Source organism: Leifsonia poae, assembly GCF_020009625.1.
GTDB lineage: Bacteria > Actinomycetota > Actinomycetes > Actinomycetales > Microbacteriaceae > Leifsonia > Leifsonia poae_A.
This window is the reverse complement of sequence record NZ_JAIHLP010000002.1, coordinates 181,447-203,236: the sequence shown is the minus strand read 5'-3', so window position 1 is coordinate 203,236 and position 21,790 is coordinate 181,447. Positions and strand designations below refer to the sequence as shown.

Below are 21,790 nucleotides of genomic sequence, written 5' to 3'. Positions count from 1 at the left end.
CGTGAGCATCTACGCAGAGCGCCCTTGGCTGTCCAGCTATGCCGAGGGGGTTCCGGCTGACATCGATCTGCCCGCCGGTTCGCTCTCCCACCTCATCGACGAGTCCGTCGCCGTCTACGGCAAGCATGTCGCTCTCGAGTTCTTCGGCGCCACGACCACCTACGCCGAGCTGGGCGAGCAGATCGCCCGCGTTGCGGAGGGACTCCGCAAGCGCGGCGTGCGCAAGGGCGACCGCGTCGCACTCGTGCTCCCGAACTGCCCGCAGCACGTGGTCGCCTTCTACGCAGTGCTCCGTCTGGGCGCGGTGGTGGTCGAGCACAACCCGCTCTACACTCCTCGCGAGCTCCGCCACCAGTTCGAGGATCATGGCGCGCAGGTCGCCATCGTCTGGGACAAGGTCGCCAAGACGGTGCAGGACCTTCCTGCAGACCTCGGTGTGACCACGGTCGTCGCGATCGACATCACCCGCGCCATGCCCGGGTCAAAACGCGTCGCTCTCCGCCTTCCTGTTCCCGCCGCCAGGCGAGCGCGCGACCAGCTCACCGCGAAGGCTCCCGGCACAATCGCCTGGGAGACTCTGCTCTCCTCCCGCAGGCTCAAGGCGTCGTCGCCACGCCCGGAACGCGACGATCTCGCGCTCATCCAGTACACCAGCGGCACGACCGGCGTGCCCAAGGGCGCAATGCTCAGCCACCTCAACCTCACGGTGAACGCGGCCCAATCGCGCGCCTGGGTGCCGGCGATCGCGCGGGGCAGCTCCGTGGTGTACGCGGTCCTCCCCCTGTTCCACGCGTACGGACTCACCCTCTGCCTCACTTTCGCGATGAGTATGGGCGCCCGCCTCGTGCTGTTCCCCAAGTTCGACCCGGACCTCGTCCTCGACGTAGTGAAGAAGCGTCCGCCCACATTCCTCCCTGCGGTTCCGCCGATCTACGAACGGCTGGTCACGGCGGCCGAAACGCGGAAGGTGTCGCTGTCCGGCATCCAGATCGCGATCTCCGGCGCGATGAGCCTGCCCGAGAGCATCGTGCGCCTCTGGGAGGGCAAGACCGGCGGGTACCTCGTGGAGGGGTACGGACTCTCCGAGTGCTCCCCCGTCCTGATGGCGAACCCGGTCGGATCGACCCGCAAAGACGGCACCGTCGGCCTCCCCCTGTCGAACACCGAGCTGCGGGTCGTCGACCCGGACGACCCCTCCGTCGATCGTGCTTTCGGCGAAGAGGGCGAGCTGCTCGCCCGCGGCCCCCAGGTCTTCTCGGGCTACTGGCGCAAGACAGACGAGACCGCGAAGGTCTTCACCGATGACGGTTGGTTCCGTACGGGTGACATCGTCACGATGGATGAGGACGGCTTCGTGCGCATCGTCGACCGCATCAAAGAGCTGATCGTCACCGGCGGATTCAATGTGGCGCCCACCGAGGTCGAGGATGCGCTGCGAGCGTTCGAAGGCGTCGCCGATGTCGCGGTGGTCGGGCTCCCGCACGCACGTGGCGGCGAGGATGTGGTGGCGGCCGTGGTCATGCAGCCGGGCGCCTCCTTCGATGAGGCCGCGATCCGGGCGTTCGCCCGCGACGGTCTCACGCCCTACAAAGTGCCGAAGCATGTCTACGCCGTCGACGAACTCCCGCGCTCGATCGTGGGCAAGGTGATCCGCCGCAAAGTCCGCGACCAGCTTCTAGCCGCCACGGCCGACATCGCCTAGCCGATCGGGAACACCAGGAGCGAGCCGGTCGCGGTTGCCACCGCTTTTCCCGTCGCATCCGTGACGACGCCATCGGCGAACGCCACCCTCGACCCTGGCTTCGTCACCGTTCCCACGCAGGTGAGCGGGCCTGTGCCGGCGAGCACCGGGCGCAAATAGTTCACCTTGATCTCGATGGAGGTGTATCCCTGCCCCTGCGGCAGCGTCGTCTGCACTGCGCAGCCGAGCACTGAGTCGAGAAGTGTGCAGACCAGTCCGCCGTGCACCGTGCCGATCGGGTTGTAGTGGGATTCGTCCGGCTCACAGACGAACGTGGCCGTTCCCGGGCCGACCGCCGTGAGCGTCATGTTGACGAGACTCGCAATCGGTGGCGGCGGCAGAACACCGTCGAGCATCGCCTGCAGATAGTCGAGGCCGGTCATCTCCGGCATCCTCGCCACACCGGGTGCTGGGTCCTCCCACTCGACGATCCGTCGGCGTTCGCTCACGTGCCGTCCCTTCTGGGCAGATTCGGGTCCTCCGGGGGGAGGTCCGACGGCTGCTCGACCGGTTCGAGGGTCTCGGCATTGAGGGCGGTCTGCCCGGGCGGGAGGTTCGAGAGGTCCGGTGCGATCAGCGTCGGCATCACCCCTGAGTCTGGCAGGCCGAAGGTCGGAACGACACCCTCGACGGCAAGGACCAGGTCGTCCGATCGGCGCGGAAGCGTCTGACCGCGGAAATACGCGGGGCGACGCCACCACCAGATCAGCATGAGCACGGCGCCGATGAGAAGACCGCCGACGCCGACCACCGCCTCGGCGCCGATACCGAAGATCGTCACATTCTTCCCGTTCGCGTCCACCAGCCAATCGGGTGCCGAGAAGTTGATCAATCCGTAGACGAAGACGAAGGTGAGCATGAGGCCGCCGGCGAGCGGGAACAGACCGCGCATGATCGCGTTGCGGAACGAGCGGAACAGCGTCTTGCGGTAGTACCAGACGCAGGCGAACCCGGTGAGCCCGTAGTAGAACGCGATCATGAGCCCGATCGAGCCGATCAGGGCCAGCAGCAGCGACGGGCTGATGAAGGTGAAGATCAGGTAGAACACCGCCGAGATGATTCCCATGCCGATCGTCGACCACGTCGGGGTCAGGAACTTCGGGTGGATGCGAGCGAACTGTTCCGGGATCGCCTTGTACGCCGCCATCGAGAGAGATGTGCGCGCTGTCGGCAGGATCGTCGTCTGCGTCGAGGCGGACGCCGAGGTCAGAATCGAGAACCCGAGCAGCGCCATGAGGATCGTTCCGACGATTCCTCCGCCGAACAGGGTGGGCCCGATCGCCGAGAAGACGTCTCCGGAATTCGCCGGGTTGGCGAGGCCGATGCCTTTGTCTCCCACACCGGCGAAGGCGACTGCCGCCACGGTGACGACCGCGTAGGTGCCCAGCAGCAGGAGGGTGCTTATGACAGCGGCGCGTCCCGGGGTCTTGCCCGGGTCTTTCGTCTCCTCGTTCACCGACACGGCGGTGTCCCAGCCCCAGTAGATGAAGATGGCCGTCAGCATGGCCGGAGCGATGGTCTTACCGAAATCGAGGGTGAACGGGTTGAACCAGCTCCACTGTGGGATCAGCGAGTATGGCTCGGCGTTGCCGCTGTACACCTTCACCAGCGCGAACACGGCGAAGAAGATCAGGATGACGACCTCGAATGAGAGCAGGACGTATTGCACCCGCGCCGAGATCTCGATGCCGCGGTAACAGATCCAGGTCATCAGGGCGATCCAGATCAGTCCGGCGATCGTCGTCGCGAAGGTGTTCGTCGCAAGCGCGGCGACACCGGGCAGGCCGAAGCTGCCGACGAAGGTGAAGGAATATGCGCCCGCTATCTGCGCCAGGTTCGACATGACGATCACGTCGGCGATGATGATTCCCCAGCCGCCCATCCAACCGGTGATCGGTCCGAACGCGCGCGTCGCCCAGGTGAAGGTCGTCCCGCAATCGGGTTCGGCCTTGTTGAGCTCCTGGTAGGCGACGGCGATGAGGTACATCGGGATGAACGCCAGCAGCACGATCCCCGGCGCTTTGACACCGGCGACGACGGTTCCACCGACGACGATGAAGCCCAGGCTGGCGGCCAGACTGTAGGCCGGCGCTGTGGAGGCGACGCCGACGACGACGCTGGAGGTGAGCCCCAGGGCGCCGCCTTTCAGCCCCTTGGATTCGACGTCCTCCGGTTTCGAAGGAATTGTCGCGGTCATCTGGACCTCCCAAAACTGAGGTCCGCTCACCACTGAGCGGGCGCACGACTCAGGCTAGACCTGTTCGGGCCGGGAAGATATCGACAGTTCTCGCCTTCGTCTGTGAGTCGTTTCAGACGAATGCACGAAGCGGCGACGCCGATACGCCTGTCTCAGGCCTATCGAGGTCGCCGCCTCTGAGCGTTCAGCGCCTATTCGACGCTACCGGCGCGCTCGAGCACCAACTCGCGCACGCGGGCGGCATCCGCCTGGCCCTTCATCGCCTTCATCACCGCGCCGATCACGGCGCCGGCCGCCTGCACCTTGCCGTCGCGGATCTTCGCGAGAACGTCCGGCTGCGCGGTCAGCGCCTCATCGATGGCGGCGATCAGCGCACCATCGTCGGAGACGACCGCGAGACCGCGCGCATCGACCACCTGCTGCGGCGTGCCCTCACCGGCGATGACACCCTCGAGCACCTGCCGCGCAAGACGATCGGTCAGAGTGCCGTTGTCCACGAGCACCGCGAGCTCGGCCACCTGGGCGGGCGAGAGGAGGGACGCGGCGGCGACACCCCGAGCGTTGGCGAGACGCGCGATCTCACCCGACCACCATTTGCGTGCGGCGGCGGGCGAAGCGCCGGCGGCGATGGTCGCCTCCACCTCGTCGAGCAGATCGGCGTTCGCCACATCCTGGAACTCCAGGGCGGTGAACCCCCACTCGGCCGTCAGGCGCTTGCGGCGCAGCGCGGGCTGCTCGGGCAGAGTGCCACGCAGCTGGTCCACCCACTCGCGCGCGGGCTCGACCGGAACGAGGTCGGGCTCCGGGAAGTACCGGTAGTCATCGGCGTCGCTCTTCGGCCGTCCGGCGCTGGTGACGCCGGTGTCCTCATGCCAGTGACGCGTCTCCTGGATGATCACACCGCCGGCCGCAAGCACGGCCGCCTGACGCTGGATCTCGTAGCGCACTGCGCGCTCGACCGAGCGCAGCGAGTTGACGTTCTTGGTCTCAGTGCGGGTCCCGAGCGTTCCGGAGCCGCGGGGGCGCAGCGACACGTTCGCATCGCAGCGCACATTCCCCTCTTCCATGCGGGCGTTCGAGACGCCGAGCGCCTTGACGATGTCGCGGATCGCACGCACATAGGTGCGGCCGATTTCGGGAGCGTCCGCCTCGGCACCCTCGATCATCTTGGTGACGATCTCCACGAGGGGAACGCCGCCGCGGTTGTAGTCGACGAGCGAATAGTCGGCGCCCTGGATGCGGCCGGTCGCGCCACCGATGTGGGTGAGCTTGCCCGCGTCCTCTTCCATGTGAGCGCGCTCGATGTCGACGACGACCTCTCGGCCGCTCTCCAGCTCGATCGTCACCGTGCCCTCGAAGGCGATCGGCTCGTCGTACTGCGAGGTCTGGAAGTTCTTCGCCGTGTCCGGGTAGAAGTAGTTCTTGCGGGCGAACCGGCTCGTCTCGGCGATCTCGCACCCGAGCGCGAGGCCCAGGCGGATACTCGACTCGATGGCCTTCTCGTTGACCTGCGGCAGACCGCCGGGCAGCCCCAGGCAGGTCGGACAGGTGTTCGTGTTGGCACCGGAGCCGAACTCGTTGGCGCAGCCGCAGAACATCTTCGTCTTCGTGTTGAGCTCGACGTGCACCTCGAAGCCGAGCACCGGCTCGAACAGTTCCAGGGCCTTGTCGAAGTCCATCAGTTCTGCTTTGGCCATCAGACGGCTCCCTCTTCGCTCGCGAACATCTCGGTGGCGCTCAGATCGGGCGCCTGACTCAGCAGGGTGCGACCCCATTTCTGCTCCAGGAGCTGTTCGAGCGCAGCACCGATCGTGTACAGCCGCGCATCGGCGCGGGCCGGGGTCATCAGCTGCAGACCGACCGGAAGGCCGTCTTCCGGGGCGAGCCCGATCGGCAGACCCATACCGGGAACACCCGCGAGGTTGGCGGGGATGGTGGTGATGTCGTTGAGGTACATCGCCATCGGGTCCGCCAGCTTCTCGCCGAATTTGAACGCGGTGGTCGGCGCGCTCGGGCTGACCAGCACATCCACCTTCTCGAAGGCGACGGCGAAGTCGCGCTGAATGAGTGTGCGCACCTTCTGGGCACTGCCGTAGTAGGCGTCGTAGTAGCCTGCGCTGAGCGCATAGGTGCCGAGGATGATGCGGCGCTTGACCTCGGGTCCGAACCCGGCATCGCGGGTGGCGGCCATCACGTTCTCGACGGTGACCGGACCGCTCGCGGGGTCGACCCTCAGGCCGAACCGCACCGAGTCGAAACGCGCGAGGTTGCTCGACGCTTCGGCCGGGAGGATGAGGTAGTAGGCGGCGACTGCGTACTCGAAGCTGGGCGCGCTCACCTCGACGATCTCGGCGCCGGCGCTCTCCAGAAGGGCGAGCGCCTCGTCGAAGCGCTGCTTGACGCCCGCCTGGAAGCCTTCGCCGGCGAGCTCCTTGATCACCCCGATCCGCACACCTTTGAGGGCACCGTCGGCCCGTCCCGCCCGGGCGGCGGCGGCCATGGACGGCCAGCTGTCCGCGAGCGAAGTGGAGTCGAGCGGATCATGCCCGCCGATGACATCGTGCAGCAGACCGGCATCGAGCACTGAGCGCGACACCGGCCCGACCTGGTCGAGCGAGCTCGCCAAAGCGATCGCGCCGTACCGGCTGACGCCGCCGTAGGTCGGCTTGACGCCGACCGAACCGGTGACCGCGGCCGGCTGACGGATCGAGCCGCCGGTGTCGCTGCCGAGCGCGAGCGGCGCCTCGAAGGCCGCCACGGCTGCGGCCGACCCGCCGCCGGACCCACCCGGGATGCGCTCCAGATCCCACGGGTTGCGCGTGGGGCCGTAGGCCGAGTGCTCGGTCGAGGATCCCATCGCGAACTCGTCCATGTTCGTCTTGCCGAGGGGAACGAGGTCGGCCTCGCGCAGCTTGCGCACGACGGTCGCGTCGTAGGGCGGCACCCAGCCTTCGAGAATCTTCGACCCGGACGTCGACGGCATGTCGTTGGTGGCCAGAACATCCTTGATGGCGATGGGAACGCCCGCCAGCGGCGAGAGCTTCTCGCCGGCTACGCGTCGCGTATCGATGGCAGCGGCGGTGGCGAGCGCCTTCTCTCCGGCCACATGCAGGAAGGCGTGCACATCGGCATCCACGGCCTGGATGCGGTCGAGGTGGGCGCGCGTCAGCTCCACACTCGACACCTCGCCGGCGGCGAGCCGCTCGGCGAGGGCGGCGGCCGAAAGCCTGGTCAGATCAGTCACGTCGGCGAACCTCTACTCTTCGTTCAGGATGGGGGCGACCTTGAACCGGTCGCCGTCACGGTCGGGAGCCCCCGAGAGCGCCTGCTCCACCGTGAGGGAGGGCACGACGGCGTCGGGGCGGAAGACATTCGCCAGCGGCAGCGGGTGGCTGGTGGCCGGAACATCCGGACCGGCCACCTCGGTCACTTTGGCGACCGCCTCGACGATCTGGCCCAGCTCGTTCGCGAGACTCTGGATCTCTTCGTGGCTCAGGTCGATCCTGGCGAGACTCGCCAGGTGAGCGACCTGTTCTGCGCTAATTTCGGACATGCGTCTCCGTGGTGGCGTCGATGGGTGGATGGATCAATTCTATTCGGGCGCACCGAACAGGCCGACCCCTTCCCGCTGCACCAGATCGTAGGCCTCACGGTAGGTTCGCGGCACAGGCTCCCCCGGCCGACCGTATTGGGCGACCAGAAGCCCCATCAGGCCGGCGCCTGGCGGGCTGAGCGGACGGTCCTCCTCCCCCGGCGCCGGCGCCTGAGCCTCGGGATTCGCCGGAAGGTACTGCGGATGCGTGTCCGGCCAGGTGCCCGGTTGCCGGGCCGTCGAGCGGTTCACGGCGTTGTCGATTGTCGGAGCGTCGCGATCGCGCTCCGTGAGGTGACGCAGGCCGTGCTTCCGCGTCAGCGTGCTGATCACCGAGCCGTGGTGCATCCGGTCGTGGATGATCGTGTTCCGTGCGGTGTACGCCGAAATCGCGATGGCGGGCACGCGAACGCCAAGCCGGTCGAAGGCGAATCCCATCTCGCCAGGGGCCCCATCACCCGGTGGCACCGCCGGGCCGGGCGCGACATGGTCGTACGTTCCGCCGTGCTCGTCGAAAGTGACCAGGAACATGGTGTTCATCGCGTTCGAGCCGGTCGCGCTGCGCGACGATCGGATCGCCGAATAGATCTGGTGCAGCAGCAGATCGCCCGCACGCACATCCGAGATGGCGCCGCCCACGATCACCTCACCGTCGATGTCGGCCGCCCGCACCGGGCCACCCGGCGGATGCATATCGTTGTGGTCGTAGAGCAGCCGGGGTTCGACGAAGGCGTAGTCGGGCAGCTCTCCCTTCTCTACATCCTCGTAGAACTGGGTCATCGTGCGGAAATGATTGCTGCGCCAATACGGTTCGAGCACCGGAGCGTGGATGAACCCGGTCAGCGAGATGAGCTGCCGGTCGTCGAAGTAGATCCGCCAGCTCAGACCCGCCTCCTCCAGGCGGTTGAAGATCGTCGGCGCGTCGTTGCGAGGATCGAACCACTTGCGAAGCCCCTCGGCTCCCCCATTCACCACGTACCCGTGCGAGGTGGAGGCATGGAAGAAGGAACGATTGCAGAACGTCTGCGAGGGCACGGCGCAATGCCATTGGTCGTAGACGGCGAACGACCGCGCCAGGGTGGAGAACACCGGCAGCATCTCGGGCGTGAAGGCTCCCATGATGCGGCGGTACTCGTCCAGCACCGGTTCGCGGTCCGGGTTGTCGCGTCGGAGGACGCCCAGGTAGTCGCGCACGAACCCCTGAAGGTCCGGCTTCCGCCCCGGCGGAGGCGCGTTGTACGGCGGCTGAAGGTCGCGCAACCGCACATCGGCATTGCTTGGAGGGTCGATGACGCTGAAGAGCTGTGTGTTGACATGCGGGTAGACCTCGCCCGGGTCGGGCGACGGCTGCCGCATCACGAAGTCCGTCGTTCCCTCGTAGGGATGCGCGGGGATCGTTCCACCCGCCGGATCCGGGTTGCTGTGATCACCGAACGCGAGACCGTCGAACCGCTTTCCCTTCGGCAGCGACGCCTGGTCGTACAGATAGCCGAGCAGATTGTCGAACGACCGGTTCTCGAACATGAGAACCACGAGATGGTCGAAACCCGGAGACGACCGTGGGGGCAATGGAGGGTATTCTTCGCCGGTCTCGTGCTCGGCCTGCTGCGACCCGATGGATGCACCGATGGCACCGCCTGCCACGCCTCCGACCGCTGCGCCGGCCGCCACGAAACCGGCTCGTTTCAGGAACTCACGGCGGGACGCACCCGGACGGCGTTCGGGTTCCGCCGGCGTCGGGTCATCGTGCGCACTCATCGCCTCCCATTATGGCGGGCGGAGTCGTTCAGTCAGTGCCCCGAGGCCGTCTGCACCACCGGAGGAGCTCCGTCGTCGCCGCCGCCGCTGCCGCCCATGACCATGCTGCCCTTGTCGATGCCGATCAGCGCGAGGTTGCGCATGCTCTCGCTCCCCGCCGCGAAATACTCGTTGTGTCCGGACGACCCGCTCAGACTCCGATGCGTGACCGGGTCGACACCGCCGTCGACCCCCATGGGTTGCGCGCCGTACGAGGGCGAGCCCGGATCGCTGCCGAAGAAGGCGCTGTGCACGATCGGATCGAGGGTGGCCTGACCGACGAACACGTTTCCGTTGTGCACGCTGAGAGCGGCGACCGACTGGGCGTCACTGCCGGGCGAGCCGAGTAGGGCGAGCGCGTCCACCGTCACCGTATGCCTTTCGAGTGCGAGCAGGGCCGCGGTGGAACCGTAGGAGTGGGCGAACAAGCTGAGATAGGGCGGGTTCGCCTGCCGCAGTGCCTGCAACCCTTCCAGGCTGCGCTCCAGGCTGTCCGCACCTTGTTCGGCGAGCGATATGCCTCCGATGTTCATGAGCACCGGCGTCTGGTAGCCGATCCACGCCACGGTGGCCACCCCGGGCGTCCCCTGTCCGCCGCGAGGCCCGAGGATGCGCCGAAGCCAGTCGGTCTGCTGGTCATAGAGGTTCTGCGCCGTGTTCGCCCAGTCGACGATCTGCTCCCCCACCGACATGTACATGCCGGGGACCAGGAAGTTCACGTAGTGCGCTGTCGAGAGGTCGCCGATCACGATCGACGCCTTGGCGTCGTCGGAGGTGTCGAGGGTGATCAGGGTGCGCTTCACCCCGTCTTCGGCGGTCAACGCCTTCTTCACGTTTCCGAGCGTCGTCAATTTGCGCTGCAACTCGATGCGCACGGCCTTGCCGTTCTCCGTGGCCAGCTGCGTCGTCGTGTCGGCGATCGTGCGGCTGAGGTCGAGCGCGTTCGCGCGGCCCCGCACCGTGTAGGGGATCCCCTCCAGGTTTCCGACGACATGCGGTGACGCATTCAGGAGAGCCGCCTGCTTCACCGGGTCGAGCAGCTTCCAGAGACCGCTCACATCGCTCGCCTGGGGCGGGTTCACCAGCAACCGGTCGAGGTCGGCACGGTGCGCATCCACGAAGGCGGGAAGCGCTGAGGCGCTCACCCGGTTGAGCGTTCCGAGCACAGAGCCCGACACGATGTTCGAGGCGCCGCTTCCGGCGGGGGCGTCACCGACGGCAGCATAAGGGGCGGCCGGTGCGGCGTCGGCGGGCAGCACTGCGACCCCGGTCATCCCTGCGACGACCGAGGTTATGGTGACGATAGCTGCAAAGCCGACCAGCACTCCGTCCGGGTCCCTCCGAGAGCGACGAGCTAAGCCCTTGCAGTGCGCCCCGGGCGAGCGCACCCTCCGATGCTATCGCTATCACACGAGGGAAAGGCCGTTCGTTCTACCCCCTGTTCAGGAGTAGACACGCCATCCGCCGGACTTTCCGTGGTCACACAGCGTCAGGTCCACCCTCCAGCAGCCGCCGGAATCCGTCGGCATCCAGGATTCGAAGGCCGAGTTCCTCCGCCTTGGCCAGCTTCGACCCCGCACCTGGACCGGCCGCCACGAAATCCGTCTTCTTGGAGACGCTCGACGCCGCTTTCCCGCCCGCGGCGATGATCGCCTCCTGGGCACCCTCACGGGTGAAGCCCTCCAGGGATCCCGTCGCCACGACCGTGAGGCCGGCCAGAGCACCCCCGACATCCTCTGCCGCGCCCGGCCCCGCATGCCCGGGAGTCGTGAACTGCACGCCGTCGGCGGTCCAACGCTCCACGATCTCCCGATGCCAGTCGACCTCGAACCAGGCGAGCACCGCGTCGGCGATGATCCCGCCGACGCCGTCGACCGCAGCGAGGTCTTCTCTTGTCGCGCCGCGAATCGCGTCGAGGGATCCGAAATGTGTGGCGAGGGCGCGCGCCGCGACCGGCCCGACATGGCGGATGTTGAGGGCGACGAGGAGACGCCAGAGCGGCTTGACGCGGGCAGCGGCGAGATTGGCCAGCAGTTCGACGGCGTTCTTCGACGGTACGGCGTCGGCGTCTCCGTCGAACTCGGTGGTCCCCGGGTCGAACGGACCGTCTTTCTTCTGCCGTCGCCGCCGGAACGGAGTGTCGGTCTTCTCTTCCCCGGCGTCGGTGAGCTTGGGCAGCCCGGTCTCGGAATCGCGCACGACGACCTCGATCGGGAACAGGTCGGCCATCCGCAGACCGAACATCCCGGCTTCTGTGGGCAGCGGGGGCGTCGACGGATGCAGGGGTTGCGTGAGCGCCGCCGCCGCCACTTCGCCGAGCGCCTCGATGTCGAGCGCGCCCCGGGAGCCGATGTGCTCGACACGGCCGCGCACCTGCGCCGGACAGAACTCCGCGTTCGGGCAACGCAGGTCGATGTCGCCCTCTTTCGCGGGTGCGAGCCTCGTGCCGCACTCCGGACAGTTCTCCGGCATGACGAACTCCCGTTCGGTGCCGTCGCGCAGCTCGACGACCGGACCGAGCACCTCGGGAATCACATCTCCGGCCTTGCGGAGCACGACGGTGTCACCGATGAGCACCCCCTTGGCCTTCACGACATCCTGGTTGTGGAGCGTCGCCTGACGCACCTCGGACCCGGCGACGCGCACCTTCTCCATCACTGCGAACGGTGTCGCCCGTCCGGTGCGGCCGACGCTGACGACGATGTCCAGCAGTTTGGTGTTGACCTGCTCGGGCGGATACTTGTAGGCGATCGCCCAGCGCGGGGCACGGCTAGTCGCACCGAGCTCGTCGTGCAGCGCAAGCTCGTCGACCTTGATGACGATGCCGTCGATCTCGTGCTCGACGCTGTCGCGATGCTCACCGAAGTACTCGATGAACTCTGCCGCCTTCTTCGCCGTGTCGACGACACGGTAGTGCGTCGATGTCGGCAGCCCCCATTCCCTCAGCAGGTCGTAGGTTTTCGACTGGCTGTCGACCGGAGGATGCGCCCAGGCGCCGATGCCGTGCACCAGCATGTGCAGTCGATTCAGCCTGGCCCGCATCAGCTCCAGCTGCGCCGGGGACTTCTTCTCAGCTTTCTGCCGCAGCGAGCCGCTCGCGGCGTTCCTGGCGTTCGCGAACACCTTCTCGCCGAGCTCCAGCTGGGCGGCGTTGAGCGCCTGAAACTCCGCGACCGGGAAGAAGACCTCCCCGCGCACCTCGACCAGCGGTGGATGACCGGCGCCCGCGAGTCTGGTCGGGATCACCGGGATGAACCGGATGTTCCCGGTCACGTCTTCGCCGACGACGCCGTCGCCACGGGTCGCCGCCGAGACCAGGACACCGTTCTCATAGCGCAGGTTGATGGCAAGACCGTCGATCTTCAGCTCGCACAGGTAGTCGACCGTGCGGCCGGCGTCACGTTCGACCTTGGCCGCCCAGGCCTCGAACTCGTCGATCGAGAAGACGTTGTCGAGGCTCAGCATCCGCTCGGCGTGCTCCACCGGATCGAACAGTGTGGTCTGCGCCCGTCCGCCGACGGTCTGGGTGGGGCTGTCTTGGCTCTGCAATTCGGGGTACAGGCGCTCCAGCTCCTCGAGCCGGTGCAGCATGCCGTCATACTCCTGGTCGCTGACGAGAACGGTGTCGCGCTCGTAGTACGCATCGCGGAGTTCGAGGATGCGGGTCGTCAGCTCCTGCGCCTCGGCGCGTGCGCTGCTGAGTTCATTCGTGCTCGTCTCGATGGCCACGATGTCAGAATATCCGCCACGACCGACGTCGGAGGCCCGGTCCCGGCTAGCCGACGGGGACGGCGGAGACCGTGCGCGCGATGGTCGCCTGGCCGAGCACGCGCGTTCCCACGTAGACGACCGCGGTCTGCCCGGGGGCGACGCCGTTCAGCGGCTCCCGCGGCGTCACCACGAGCTCATCTACTCCGTCGACGTTCGGCGCCACCACGGCGACCGCAGCCACCGGATCGGCGTGGGCGCGGATCTGCACATCGCAGTCGAACGGGATGCGCGGCTGCTCGGGCGCGAGGCCCGCCCAGGTGAAGCGGGTGCCGGCGATCTCGGCGATGTCGAGCGCCTCCTTGGGACCGACCACGACGGTGTTGTCCTTCGGTCGAACCTCGAGCACGAACCGCGGTCTGCCGTCGTCCGAGGGATATCCGATGTTGAGGCCTTTGCGCTGCCCGACGGTGAAGGCGTGCGCGCCCTCGTGGCTGCCGAGACGGTTGCCCTCGCGATCGAGGATGTCGCCGGTCTCGGCACCCACCCGCTCGGCCAGCCAACCGCGGGTGTCGCCGTCCGGGATGAAGCAGATGTCGTGGGAGTCGGGCTTGTTCGCCACGCTGAATCCGCGTTCGGCGGCCTCGGCGCGCACCTCGGCCTTAGACGGCGTCGCGCCGAGCGGGAACATCGAGTGCGCCAGCTGGTCGGCCGTCAGGACGCCGAGCACGTACGACTGGTCTTTCGCCCAGGCGCTCGCCCGGTGCAGTTCACGGTTGCCATCGGCATCGGTGAGCACCGTCGCGTAGTGGCCGGTGCACACTGCGTCGAAGCCGAGATCGATCGCCTTCTCCAGCAGGGCCGCGAACTTGATCTTCTCGTTGCAGCGCATGCACGGGTTGGGGGTTCGGCCAGCGGAGTACTCGGCGATGAAGTCGTCCACCACATCGAGCTTGAACCGTTCGGAGAAGTCCCACACGTAGTAGGGGATGCCGATGATGTTCGCGGCCCGCTGGGCATCCATCGAATCCTCGATCGTGCAACAGCCGCGGCTACCCGTGCGCAGGGTTCCGGGCATCCGGCTGAGGGCCAGGTGCACACCGACCACGTCATGTCCGGCGTCGACCGCCCGGGCCGCCGCCACGGCGGAGTCGACCCCTCCACTCATCGCTGCAAGTACCTTCACCCGAAAAGTCTACGTCGGCGCGCCCGAACATGCGCGGCAAGACCTGAGTTCAGGTCGTGACGGCGGTCACCGCAGTCACCGGCCGAGACGGGTTGCGCGTTCCGCAAGGCCGGCCCGGGTGGCTTGGGCGAACGCGGACGGCAGGGCGGCGATGAGCGCATCGACATCGCCATCCGTGGTCGTGCGACCGAGGCTCACCCGAAGTGCGCTGCGGGCATCCGTCTCGGCGCGGCCCATCGCGATGAGCACATGCGACGGCTCCGGGATGCCCGCCTGGCAGGCCGATCCGGTGGAGACCGAGATGCCGGCGAGGTCGAGCAGGAAAAGCAGTGAATCACCCTGCGCACCGGGGAACGTGAAGTGGGCGTTGGACGCCACGCGCCCCGGATCGCCCGCAGGAAGTCCGCTCAGAACGGCCTCAGGAACCGCGCTCAGAACACCGCGGATGAGACGGTCGCGCAACGCGGTCACGCGCGCGCCCTCCGCCTCGAGATCTCGGGAAGCCAGCCGTGCGGCCGTGGCGAACGAGACCGCTGCGGCCACGTCCTGCGTGCCACTGCGCACCTGACGTTGCTGCCCACCGCCGTGGACGAGCGGAACCACGCTCTCGGCTCGGCTCAGCACCAGTGCGCCGATACCGACCGGTCCACCGATCTTGTGCGCCGAGACGCTCAGCGCTCGGACGCCCTGCGAGGTGAGCGCGGCGAAGTCGATCGGCAGATGCCCGTAGGCGGCCACCGCATCCAGATGCACCGGAACCTCGGCCGCCGAAGCGAGGGCGGCGAGTTCCCCCACCGGCTCGATGGTCCCGACCTCGTTGTTGACCCAGAGGGCCGTCGTCAAGGCGATCCGTGCGGGTTCAACCGCGAAAGCCGCCGCCGCCGCGTCGAGCCGGACAACACCGTCACGATCGAGGGGCAACCACTCCGGCTGCGCGCCCTCCGCGCCCGCGAGCCATTCGAGGGTGTCCATGGTCGCATGGTGCTCGCCACCGGGCGCCAGGATGCGCGGCCGCGGCCGGCCTCCCCCGTTGCGCGCCCAGAAGATCCCCTTGATGGCCAGGTTCACCGCCTCGGTTCCACCGGACGTGAAGACGACCTCGATCGGGTCGCAGCCGAGCGTCGTCGCGACGACCTCGCGCGCCTCCTCGAGCATCCGTTTGGCCTGCTGACCCTGACTGTGGATCGACGAGGGATTGCCCACCACCCCCATCGCCTCCGCGTAGGCGGCGATGGCCTCCGGCCGCATCGGCGTCGTGGCCGCGTGATCCAGATAGATCGGCACTTTCCCTCCTCGACGCTCGGCGCGCTGCGCAGTCACTACTCTAGATCGCATGACCTCCGCCGATCCTCTGCGCAATCTGGGCGTTCGTCTCGGACCGAACGGCGGTGAGCTCCGGGTCTACTCGGAGAACGCCGACTCGATGGAACTGTGCATCTTCGACGACAAAGACCCGAACTGGCTCGTCAAGACCGTGACGATGGCGAAAGACCCGAACAATGTGTGGGTGGGTCGCTCGCGCACGCTCACCGTCGGCACTCGCTACGCGATCCGCGTCTCCGGGCCCGCATCCCCCACCAACGTCTTCAACCCGGAGACTCTGCTGCTCGACCCCTACGCGCGCGGTCTCGTCCGGGTCGGCCCGAACGAGTGGCGCGGCTGTGTCGTCGCTGACGGTTTCGACTGGGGTGACGTCACCAAACCCGGCACGCCGCTCGACCACACGGTGATCTACGAAGCGCATGTGAAAGGCATCAGCAAGCTCAATCCGGCTGTTCCGGAAGATCTGCGCGGCACCTACGCCGGGCTCGCCCACGAATCCACGATCGGCTATCTCACCGATCTCGGCGTCACCGCGGTCGAGCTGCTGCCGGTGCACGCCTTCGTCTCGGAGCAGCGGCTCATCCAGCAGGGCCTGACCAACTACTGGGGCTACAACACCCTCAACTTCTTCTCCCCGCACGCACCGTACGCCTCCCGCTCCGCGCAAGCGGGCGGGCCCGAGACGGTGCTCGCCGAGTTCAAGGGAATGGTCAAGCTGCTGCACCAGGCCGGCATCGAGGTGATCCTCGACGTCGTCTACAACCACACGGCCGAAGAGGGCATCGGCGGGCCACGGACGAGCTTCCGGGGCATCGACAACGCGACCTACTATCGCCAGGATGCGAACGGCGCGTACATCGACGTCACCGGATGCGGCAACACGGTCGACGTCGGAAAGGACGTCCCGGTTCGCCTGGTGCTCGACTCGCTGCGGTACTGGGCGAACGAGGTGCAGATCGACGGATTCCGATTCGACCTCGCCGCGACCCTGGGGCGCGATGCCTCCGTCGAGTACACCCCCGAGCATCCCCTGCTGCAGGCGATCCTGCACGACCCTCGACTCGCCGGGGTCAAGATGATCGCCGAGCCTTGGGATGTGGGGATGGGCGGGTGGCAGACCGGCAACTTCCCCGACGGCTTCTCCGAATGGAACGACCGCTACCGCGACCGGGTGCGCAACTTCTGGCTCGCCGACATCAAAGAGGCTCGTGCGCACGGCGAGGCCCCCATCGGCATCGGCGGCTTCGCCACGCGGCTCGCCGGTTCGTCGAACACCTTCTCGCCCGAGCGCGGCCCGCTCGCATCCGTCAACTTCGTCACGGCGCACGACGGCTTCACGATGGCCGACCTCACCGCCTACGACGTGAAACACAACCTCGGCAACGGCGAGAACAATCGCGACGGAACCGATAACAACCGCTCGTTCAATCACGGTGTCGAGGGGGCGACGACCGACGAGGCCGTGCTCCTGGAGCGCCACAAGACGATCCGCAATCTGATGGGCACGCTGCTCCTGTCCTCCGGCATCCCCATGATCACCGCCGGCGACGAGTTCGGCCGCAGCCAGCGCGGCAACAACAATGCGTACTGCCAGGACAGCGAGCTCACCTGGGTGAGCTGGCTGCACACGCGCGAGCAGCGGGAACTCCTTCAGACCACGAAACGACTGCTCGACCTCCGGCGCACGAACCCGGCACTCCGTCCGAGCCGGTATGCGGTGCTCGGCCAGACGACGCCGAACGCCAGCCACATGGACTGGTTCGACGCGACGGGCGCGCTGATGGACGACGAGGACTGGAACTCGCCGGAGAACCGCACGCTGCAGTACCTTGCGGCGAGCACCCCCGATCGCGAAGAGTTCAACCGGGTGCTGCTCATCGTGCACGGCGTCGAAGACGATGTGCAGGTGTCGCTCCCGATCGCCCCCGGCGTCGTCTCGTACTCACTGCTGTGGGACAGTGCGACCGAGGTGCCGATCGACGAGACCGATGCCGAGTTCGCACCCGGAACATCCCGCCTCGTCGGCGGCACGTCGATGCAGCTCTTCCGGGCCGACGGGCCACGAGTGCTCCCGACGACCTCGGCAGACGCCGCCTCCGGCGTCGAGACCGTGGCCTGACCACGCCCCGCATGACGCGACAGAGACCGGCCCCCGGCACACCCGCGACCGTCGCCCTCACGGCGTCGGGAATCGCGTTCGACCTGCACGCCTACGAGCACGACCCGAACGTCGCCTCCTTCGGGCTGGAGGCCGCCTCCGCCCTCGGCGTCGAGCCCGAACGTGTGTTCAAGACCCTTCTCACCGACACCGACGCGGGGCTCGTCGTCGGTGTCGTTCCCGTCACCGGGATGCTCGACCTCAAGGCACTCGCTGCCGCGGCCGGCGCCAAACGGGCCGCGATGGCCGATCCGGCCCTCGCCGAACGCCGCACCGGGTATGTGGTCGGCGGGATCAGCCCGATCGGACAGAAGACGGCACACCCGACCATCGTCGACGAGACGGCGCAGCTCTTCGACACCGTCTACGTCTCCGGCGGAAAGCGCGGCCTCGATGTCGAGCTTGCCCCGGACGACCTGCTCCGCATCACCGGGGGCGTTTTCGCCGCCATCGCCAGGGACGCCTGAGCCGGAAAGCACTCAGGCGAGAGTCTGCTCCAGCACATTCTCGTGCTGCGACCAGCGCAGCCGACCGAGGGCGCCGTTGACGATGGTCAGCTGGGGCGGCACATGACCGAACTCCACATCGGCGACGATCGGGACCCCCAGCATGCCGAGGGCATCGCGCACGGCGTCGTCCTGGGTCAGGGACGGCGCATCGGGCGCGGAGCTGCGGCCGATGAGCACGGCGACGGCCGAATCGAAGAAGCCGGCCAGGCGCATCCCGTGCAGAGCGCGGCAGATCGAAAATGCCCCGTCTTCGCAGGCCTCGACGTAGACGATGGTCGGTCCGAGAGCGGAGGTGCCGCCGAACGGGCTTCCCGTAATGTGTGTGATCGTCTCGATGCAGCCGCCGATGAGCCGGCCGCTGAGGTCGAGCTCACCGTTCCCACCGTCCAGGCGTCGCCAGCGGAGCGCAGAGGACTCCTGGCGGAGAACGCTCCCCGCCGCCAGTCCCGCCACATCGAGCCATGACGAGAACGACCCGGGGAGGCGGTTCGGGACGTCGACGAGATTGCCGCTGTGCAGTGTGGCAGTGCCGGTGAGCAGCGTGATCGGAGTCAGCAGGGTCGATGTGTCTGAGTATCCGGCGAACCACGTCGGTTCGGCCGCCCGCAACGCATCGAAGTCGAGCAGCGGCAGTAGATCGATGCCGGTCTCGCCGCCCCATGGCGGGACGACGGCGCTGACGGCCGGATCGAGCAGCATCGCCATCAGCTCCGCCGCGCGGTCGGCCGCCGGCGCGCTGATGTGGGTGCCGCCCAGCAGGCAGTCGCCGAGCACGACCTCGTATCCGCTATCGCGCAGCCGGCGCACGGCCGCGTCGAGCAGGGGCATCGCATCCTCCTGGACACCGCTCGACGTCGCGGTCACGGCAATCGTGTCGCCCGGCGCGAGGGGTCGCGGGTAGCGCATCAGGAGGCCACCGCCACCAGCCCAAGCTCCGCGACACCGAGCAGCAGCTCGTTCTTCGGCACCACACGCACCGTGTAGCCGAAGGCCCCCGCCCAGGCCAGCTCTACGGTGCCCCGGTACTCGACCGTCGTCGAGCCGTCGTGACCGCCCGGTCGATTCGGATCGGCGTCCAGCGCCGAATGGCGAACGTCTGTCAGCTCATCGCCTTCGTGGCTGCGGCCATAGACCACCTGCACCTCGACCTCGTCGGGGGCGAGCCCGTTCAGGTCGACCAGCGCGCGCACATGGAGCTCATCGCCCACCTGGGGCACAGCATCCACCCCACCTGATTCGACATGAGCGACGTTGACCCCGGGCCAGGCCGCCCGCACCCGCCGCTTCCAGGCAGCGAGGTCGCGGGCCGCGGCGAAACCGTCGACAGTGAGGCGGCGCTCGAACCCGCAGGCGGGCACATAGAGCCGCGTCACGTATTCGCGCACCATTCGGGCCGCGCTCAGCTGTGGCGACAGCGTGGAGAGGGTGTGCCGGATCTGGCCCACCCAGGCGCCGGGCACACCGTCGCCGTCGCGCTCGTAGAACCGCGGGGCGATCTGGTTCTCGATCAGGTCGTAGAGCGCCTCGGCCTCCAGGGCATCCCGCTCCGCCCCATCGCCGGCCGCATCCGCCGACGGGATCGCCCAGCCGTTCTCGCCGTCGTAGAACTCGTTCCACCAGCCGTCGAGGATCGAAAGGTTGAGGGCGCCGTTCAGGGCCGCCTTCATGCCCGAGGTTCCGCAGGCTTCGAGCGGGCGCAGCGGATTGTTCAGCCAGATGTCGGTTCCCGGGTAGAGCAGCTGGGCCATGCCGATGTCGTAGTCAGGCAGGAAGACCATGCGCGTGCGGATCTCCGGCTCCGAAGCGAACTGCACGAGCTTCTGGATGAGCCGCTTGCCCTCGTCGTCGGCCGGATGCGATTTGCCGGCGATCACGATCTGAACCGGTCGCTCAGGGTTCGTCAGGATTGCCCGGAGCCGCTCCGGGTTGTGCAGCATCAGCGTGAGCCGCTTGTAGGTGGGGACGCGACGGGCGAAGCCGATCGTCAGAACGGCCGGGTCGAGCAGGTCGTTCATCCACGCCGGGGCGATGCCGCCCGGGTTCTGATTCTCCCAAGCCGCCTGCAGACGTCGCCGGGCGTCGCCGACCAGCTGCTCGCGCATCCTGGTGCGCACGGACCACAGGTCGAGGTCGCTCACCGCCGACCCGTTCGCCCAATCGGCGGTCGTCGTGTCATCGGTACCGAGCCGCTCTTCGGCCAGCGCGCGGAGCATCGGATCGGTCCAGGTGGGCGCGTGCACACCGTTCGTCACCGAATCGATCGGCACCTCGTCGGGGTCGAACCCCGGGTACAGGCCGTTGAACATGTGCCGGCTCACGTCTCCGTGCAGCCGCGAGACACCGTTGGCGTGCTGGCCGAGCCGCAGCCCCATCACGGCCATGTTGAACATCTCGGGAGCGCCTCCCGGGTAGTCCTCGGCGCCGAGCGCGAGCACATCCTGGGGGGCGACCCCGGGCAGCAGATCGGTCGAGAAGTACTGCTCCACCAGCGCTCGATCGAAGCGGTCGATCCCTGCCGGGACCGGCGTGTGCGTCGTGAACACCGTTCCGGCGCGCACCACCTGCAGTGCCTCGTCGAAGGTGAGCCCCTCGCCGATGAGGTCGGAGATCCGCTCCAGGCCGAGGAACCCGGCATGCCCCTCATTGGTGTGGAAGACTTCGGCCGCCGGGGCGTCGTTCAGCTCGGCCCAGGCTTTGATGGCGCGAACGCCGCCGATCCCGAGCAGCAGCTCCTGCAGCAGCCGGTGCTCACCGCCGCCGCCGTACAGCCGGTCTGTCACCGAGCGCAGGCGCTCCTCGTTCTCGGGGACATCGGTGTCGAGCAGCAGCAGTCGAACGCGTCCGACGGCCGCCTGCCACACCCGCGCGTGGAGCACTCCGTTCGGGAGGGCGAGCGTGATCTGGACGGCCGTCCCGTCCGGGTTGCGCAGGACAGAGAGCGGCAGGCCGTCCGGGTCGAGCACGGGGTAGCTTTCCAGCTGCCAGCCGTCCGGGGTGATCGCCTGCGAGAAATAGCCGGACCGGTAGAAGAGGCCCACGCCGACAAGCGGCACGCCGAGGTCGCTCGCGGCCTTCAAATGGTCGCCCGCCAGGATGCCGAGACCGCCGGAGTACTGCGGAAGCGCGGCGGCGATCCCGAACTCCGGCGAGAAGTATGCGATCGAGCGCGGCGCGGAATCGTCAAGCGACTGATACCAGCGAGGCTCGGTCAGGTACGAACGCAGATCGTCGCGCAGGTGATTCGCCCAGTCGACGTAGCCGGGATCAGCGGCGAGCTCGGCCAGGCGGGCCGGGTCAACAGCGCCGAGGAGCGCGATCGGATCATGCCCGACCTGCTGCCAGAGCTCCGATGAGATCCGGGCGAAAAGCTGCCGCGTCGGCTCGTGCCACGACCAGCGCAGATTGCCTGCGAGTTCCTCCAGCGCTCCGAGATTCTCGGGGAGGACGGCACGGACGGTGAATCTACGGATGGCCTTCACGGGAATCAGCCTACGGGAGCCGTGTGTCCACTAAGCGCACCACCCCTGAACGGTCGGTGGGCGTGTACGGTCGGGGTGTGTCAAAGAGCGCAACGAGCAG

Annotated in this window: 15 protein-coding genes; 3 read left to right on the top strand and 12 right to left on the bottom strand. The window is 67.7% G+C overall.

Annotated elements, in window-relative coordinates:
• The first annotated feature begins 1 nt into the window (after position 1).
• Positions 2 to 1,702 carry a long-chain-fatty-acid--CoA ligase gene (locus K5L49_RS01610; protein WP_223690293.1) on the top strand — a complete coding sequence of 567 codons (1,701 nt, stop codon included), beginning with the start codon at positions 2 to 4 and terminating at the stop codon, positions 1,700 to 1,702.
• Here K5L49_RS01610 and K5L49_RS01605 read toward each other — a convergent pair.
• From K5L49_RS01605 to K5L49_RS01560, 10 genes are all read right to left on the bottom strand, one after another.
• A complete protein-coding gene (locus K5L49_RS01605; RefSeq protein ID WP_223695216.1) occupies positions 1,699 to 2,133 on the bottom strand; it encodes a PaaI family thioesterase in 435 nt (144 codons plus the stop codon). The two genes, K5L49_RS01610 and K5L49_RS01605, sit on opposite strands and share 4 nt — an antisense overlap.
• A gap of 53 nt (positions 2,134 to 2,186) precedes the next feature.
• Positions 2,187 to 3,938: an APC family permease gene (locus K5L49_RS01600; RefSeq protein ID WP_223690292.1), complete on the bottom strand. Its 1,752-nt coding sequence runs from the start codon at positions 3,936 to 3,938 to the stop codon at positions 2,187 to 2,189.
• A 191-nt stretch (positions 3,939 to 4,129) separates the two neighbouring features.
• Entirely contained in the window at positions 4,130 to 5,635 is a 1,506-nt protein-coding gene (gene gatB / locus K5L49_RS01595) for an Asp-tRNA(Asn)/Glu-tRNA(Gln) amidotransferase subunit GatB (protein WP_223690291.1), read from the bottom strand.
• A complete protein-coding gene (gene gatA, locus K5L49_RS01590; protein ID WP_223690290.1) occupies positions 5,635 to 7,182 on the bottom strand; it encodes an Asp-tRNA(Asn)/Glu-tRNA(Gln) amidotransferase subunit GatA in 1,548 nt (515 codons plus the stop codon). The genes gatB and gatA overlap by 1 nt, the downstream gene beginning before the upstream one ends.
• Positions 7,183 to 7,194: 12 nt before the next feature.
• Complete coding sequence (gene gatC / locus K5L49_RS01585; RefSeq protein WP_223690289.1) at positions 7,195 to 7,491, bottom strand: Asp-tRNA(Asn)/Glu-tRNA(Gln) amidotransferase subunit GatC; 297 nt, start codon at positions 7,489 to 7,491, stop codon at positions 7,195 to 7,197.
• Between the two features lie 39 nt (positions 7,492 to 7,530).
• Positions 7,531 to 9,288: an alkaline phosphatase family protein gene (locus tag K5L49_RS01580; RefSeq protein ID WP_223690288.1), complete on the bottom strand. Its 1,758-nt coding sequence runs from the start codon at positions 9,286 to 9,288 to the stop codon at positions 7,531 to 7,533.
• Between the two features lie 32 nt (positions 9,289 to 9,320).
• The gene (locus tag K5L49_RS01575) at positions 9,321 to 10,601 is read right to left on the bottom strand and encodes an alpha/beta hydrolase (RefSeq protein WP_223690287.1); all 1,281 of its coding nucleotides are present in this window, start codon (positions 10,599 to 10,601) and stop codon (positions 9,321 to 9,323) included.
• Between the two features lie 205 nt (positions 10,602 to 10,806).
• On the bottom strand, positions 10,807 to 13,056 hold the full coding sequence (gene ligA, locus K5L49_RS01570) for an NAD-dependent DNA ligase LigA (protein WP_223690286.1): 2,250 nt from the start codon (positions 13,054 to 13,056) through the stop codon (positions 10,807 to 10,809).
• Positions 13,057 to 13,102: 46 nt separating this feature from the next.
• Positions 13,103 to 14,221: a tRNA 2-thiouridine(34) synthase MnmA gene (mnmA, locus tag K5L49_RS01565; RefSeq protein WP_308116499.1), complete on the bottom strand. Its 1,119-nt coding sequence runs from the start codon at positions 14,219 to 14,221 to the stop codon at positions 13,103 to 13,105.
• 75 nt (positions 14,222 to 14,296) lie between these two features.
• On the bottom strand, positions 14,297 to 15,505 hold the full coding sequence (locus tag K5L49_RS01560; protein ID WP_223690285.1) for a cysteine desulfurase family protein: 1,209 nt from the start codon (positions 15,503 to 15,505) through the stop codon (positions 14,297 to 14,299).
• A gap of 49 nt (positions 15,506 to 15,554) precedes the next feature.
• On the opposite strand from K5L49_RS01560, the gene glgX reads away from it, so the two are divergent.
• Complete coding sequence (gene glgX / locus K5L49_RS01555; protein WP_223690284.1) at positions 15,555 to 17,663, top strand: glycogen debranching protein GlgX; 2,109 nt, start codon at positions 15,555 to 15,557, stop codon at positions 17,661 to 17,663.
• A gap of 11 nt (positions 17,664 to 17,674) precedes the next feature.
• On the top strand, positions 17,675 to 18,169 hold the full coding sequence (ybaK, locus tag K5L49_RS01550; protein ID WP_223690283.1) for a Cys-tRNA(Pro) deacylase: 495 nt from the start codon (positions 17,675 to 17,677) through the stop codon (positions 18,167 to 18,169).
• 12 nt (positions 18,170 to 18,181) lie between these two features.
• Here the strand turns inward: ybaK and K5L49_RS01545 are convergent, their stop codons facing one another.
• Both K5L49_RS01545 and glgP read right to left on the bottom strand, forming a co-directional pair.
• Complete coding sequence (locus K5L49_RS01545; RefSeq protein WP_308116498.1) at positions 18,182 to 19,075, bottom strand: S66 family peptidase; 894 nt, start codon at positions 19,073 to 19,075, stop codon at positions 18,182 to 18,184.
• A gap of 41 nt (positions 19,076 to 19,116) precedes the next feature.
• Positions 19,117 to 21,690, bottom strand: a complete 2,574-nt coding sequence (glgP, locus tag K5L49_RS01540) for an alpha-glucan family phosphorylase (RefSeq protein ID WP_223690281.1) — start codon at positions 21,688 to 21,690, stop codon at positions 19,117 to 19,119.
• Positions 21,691 to 21,790: the final 100 nt, after the last annotated feature.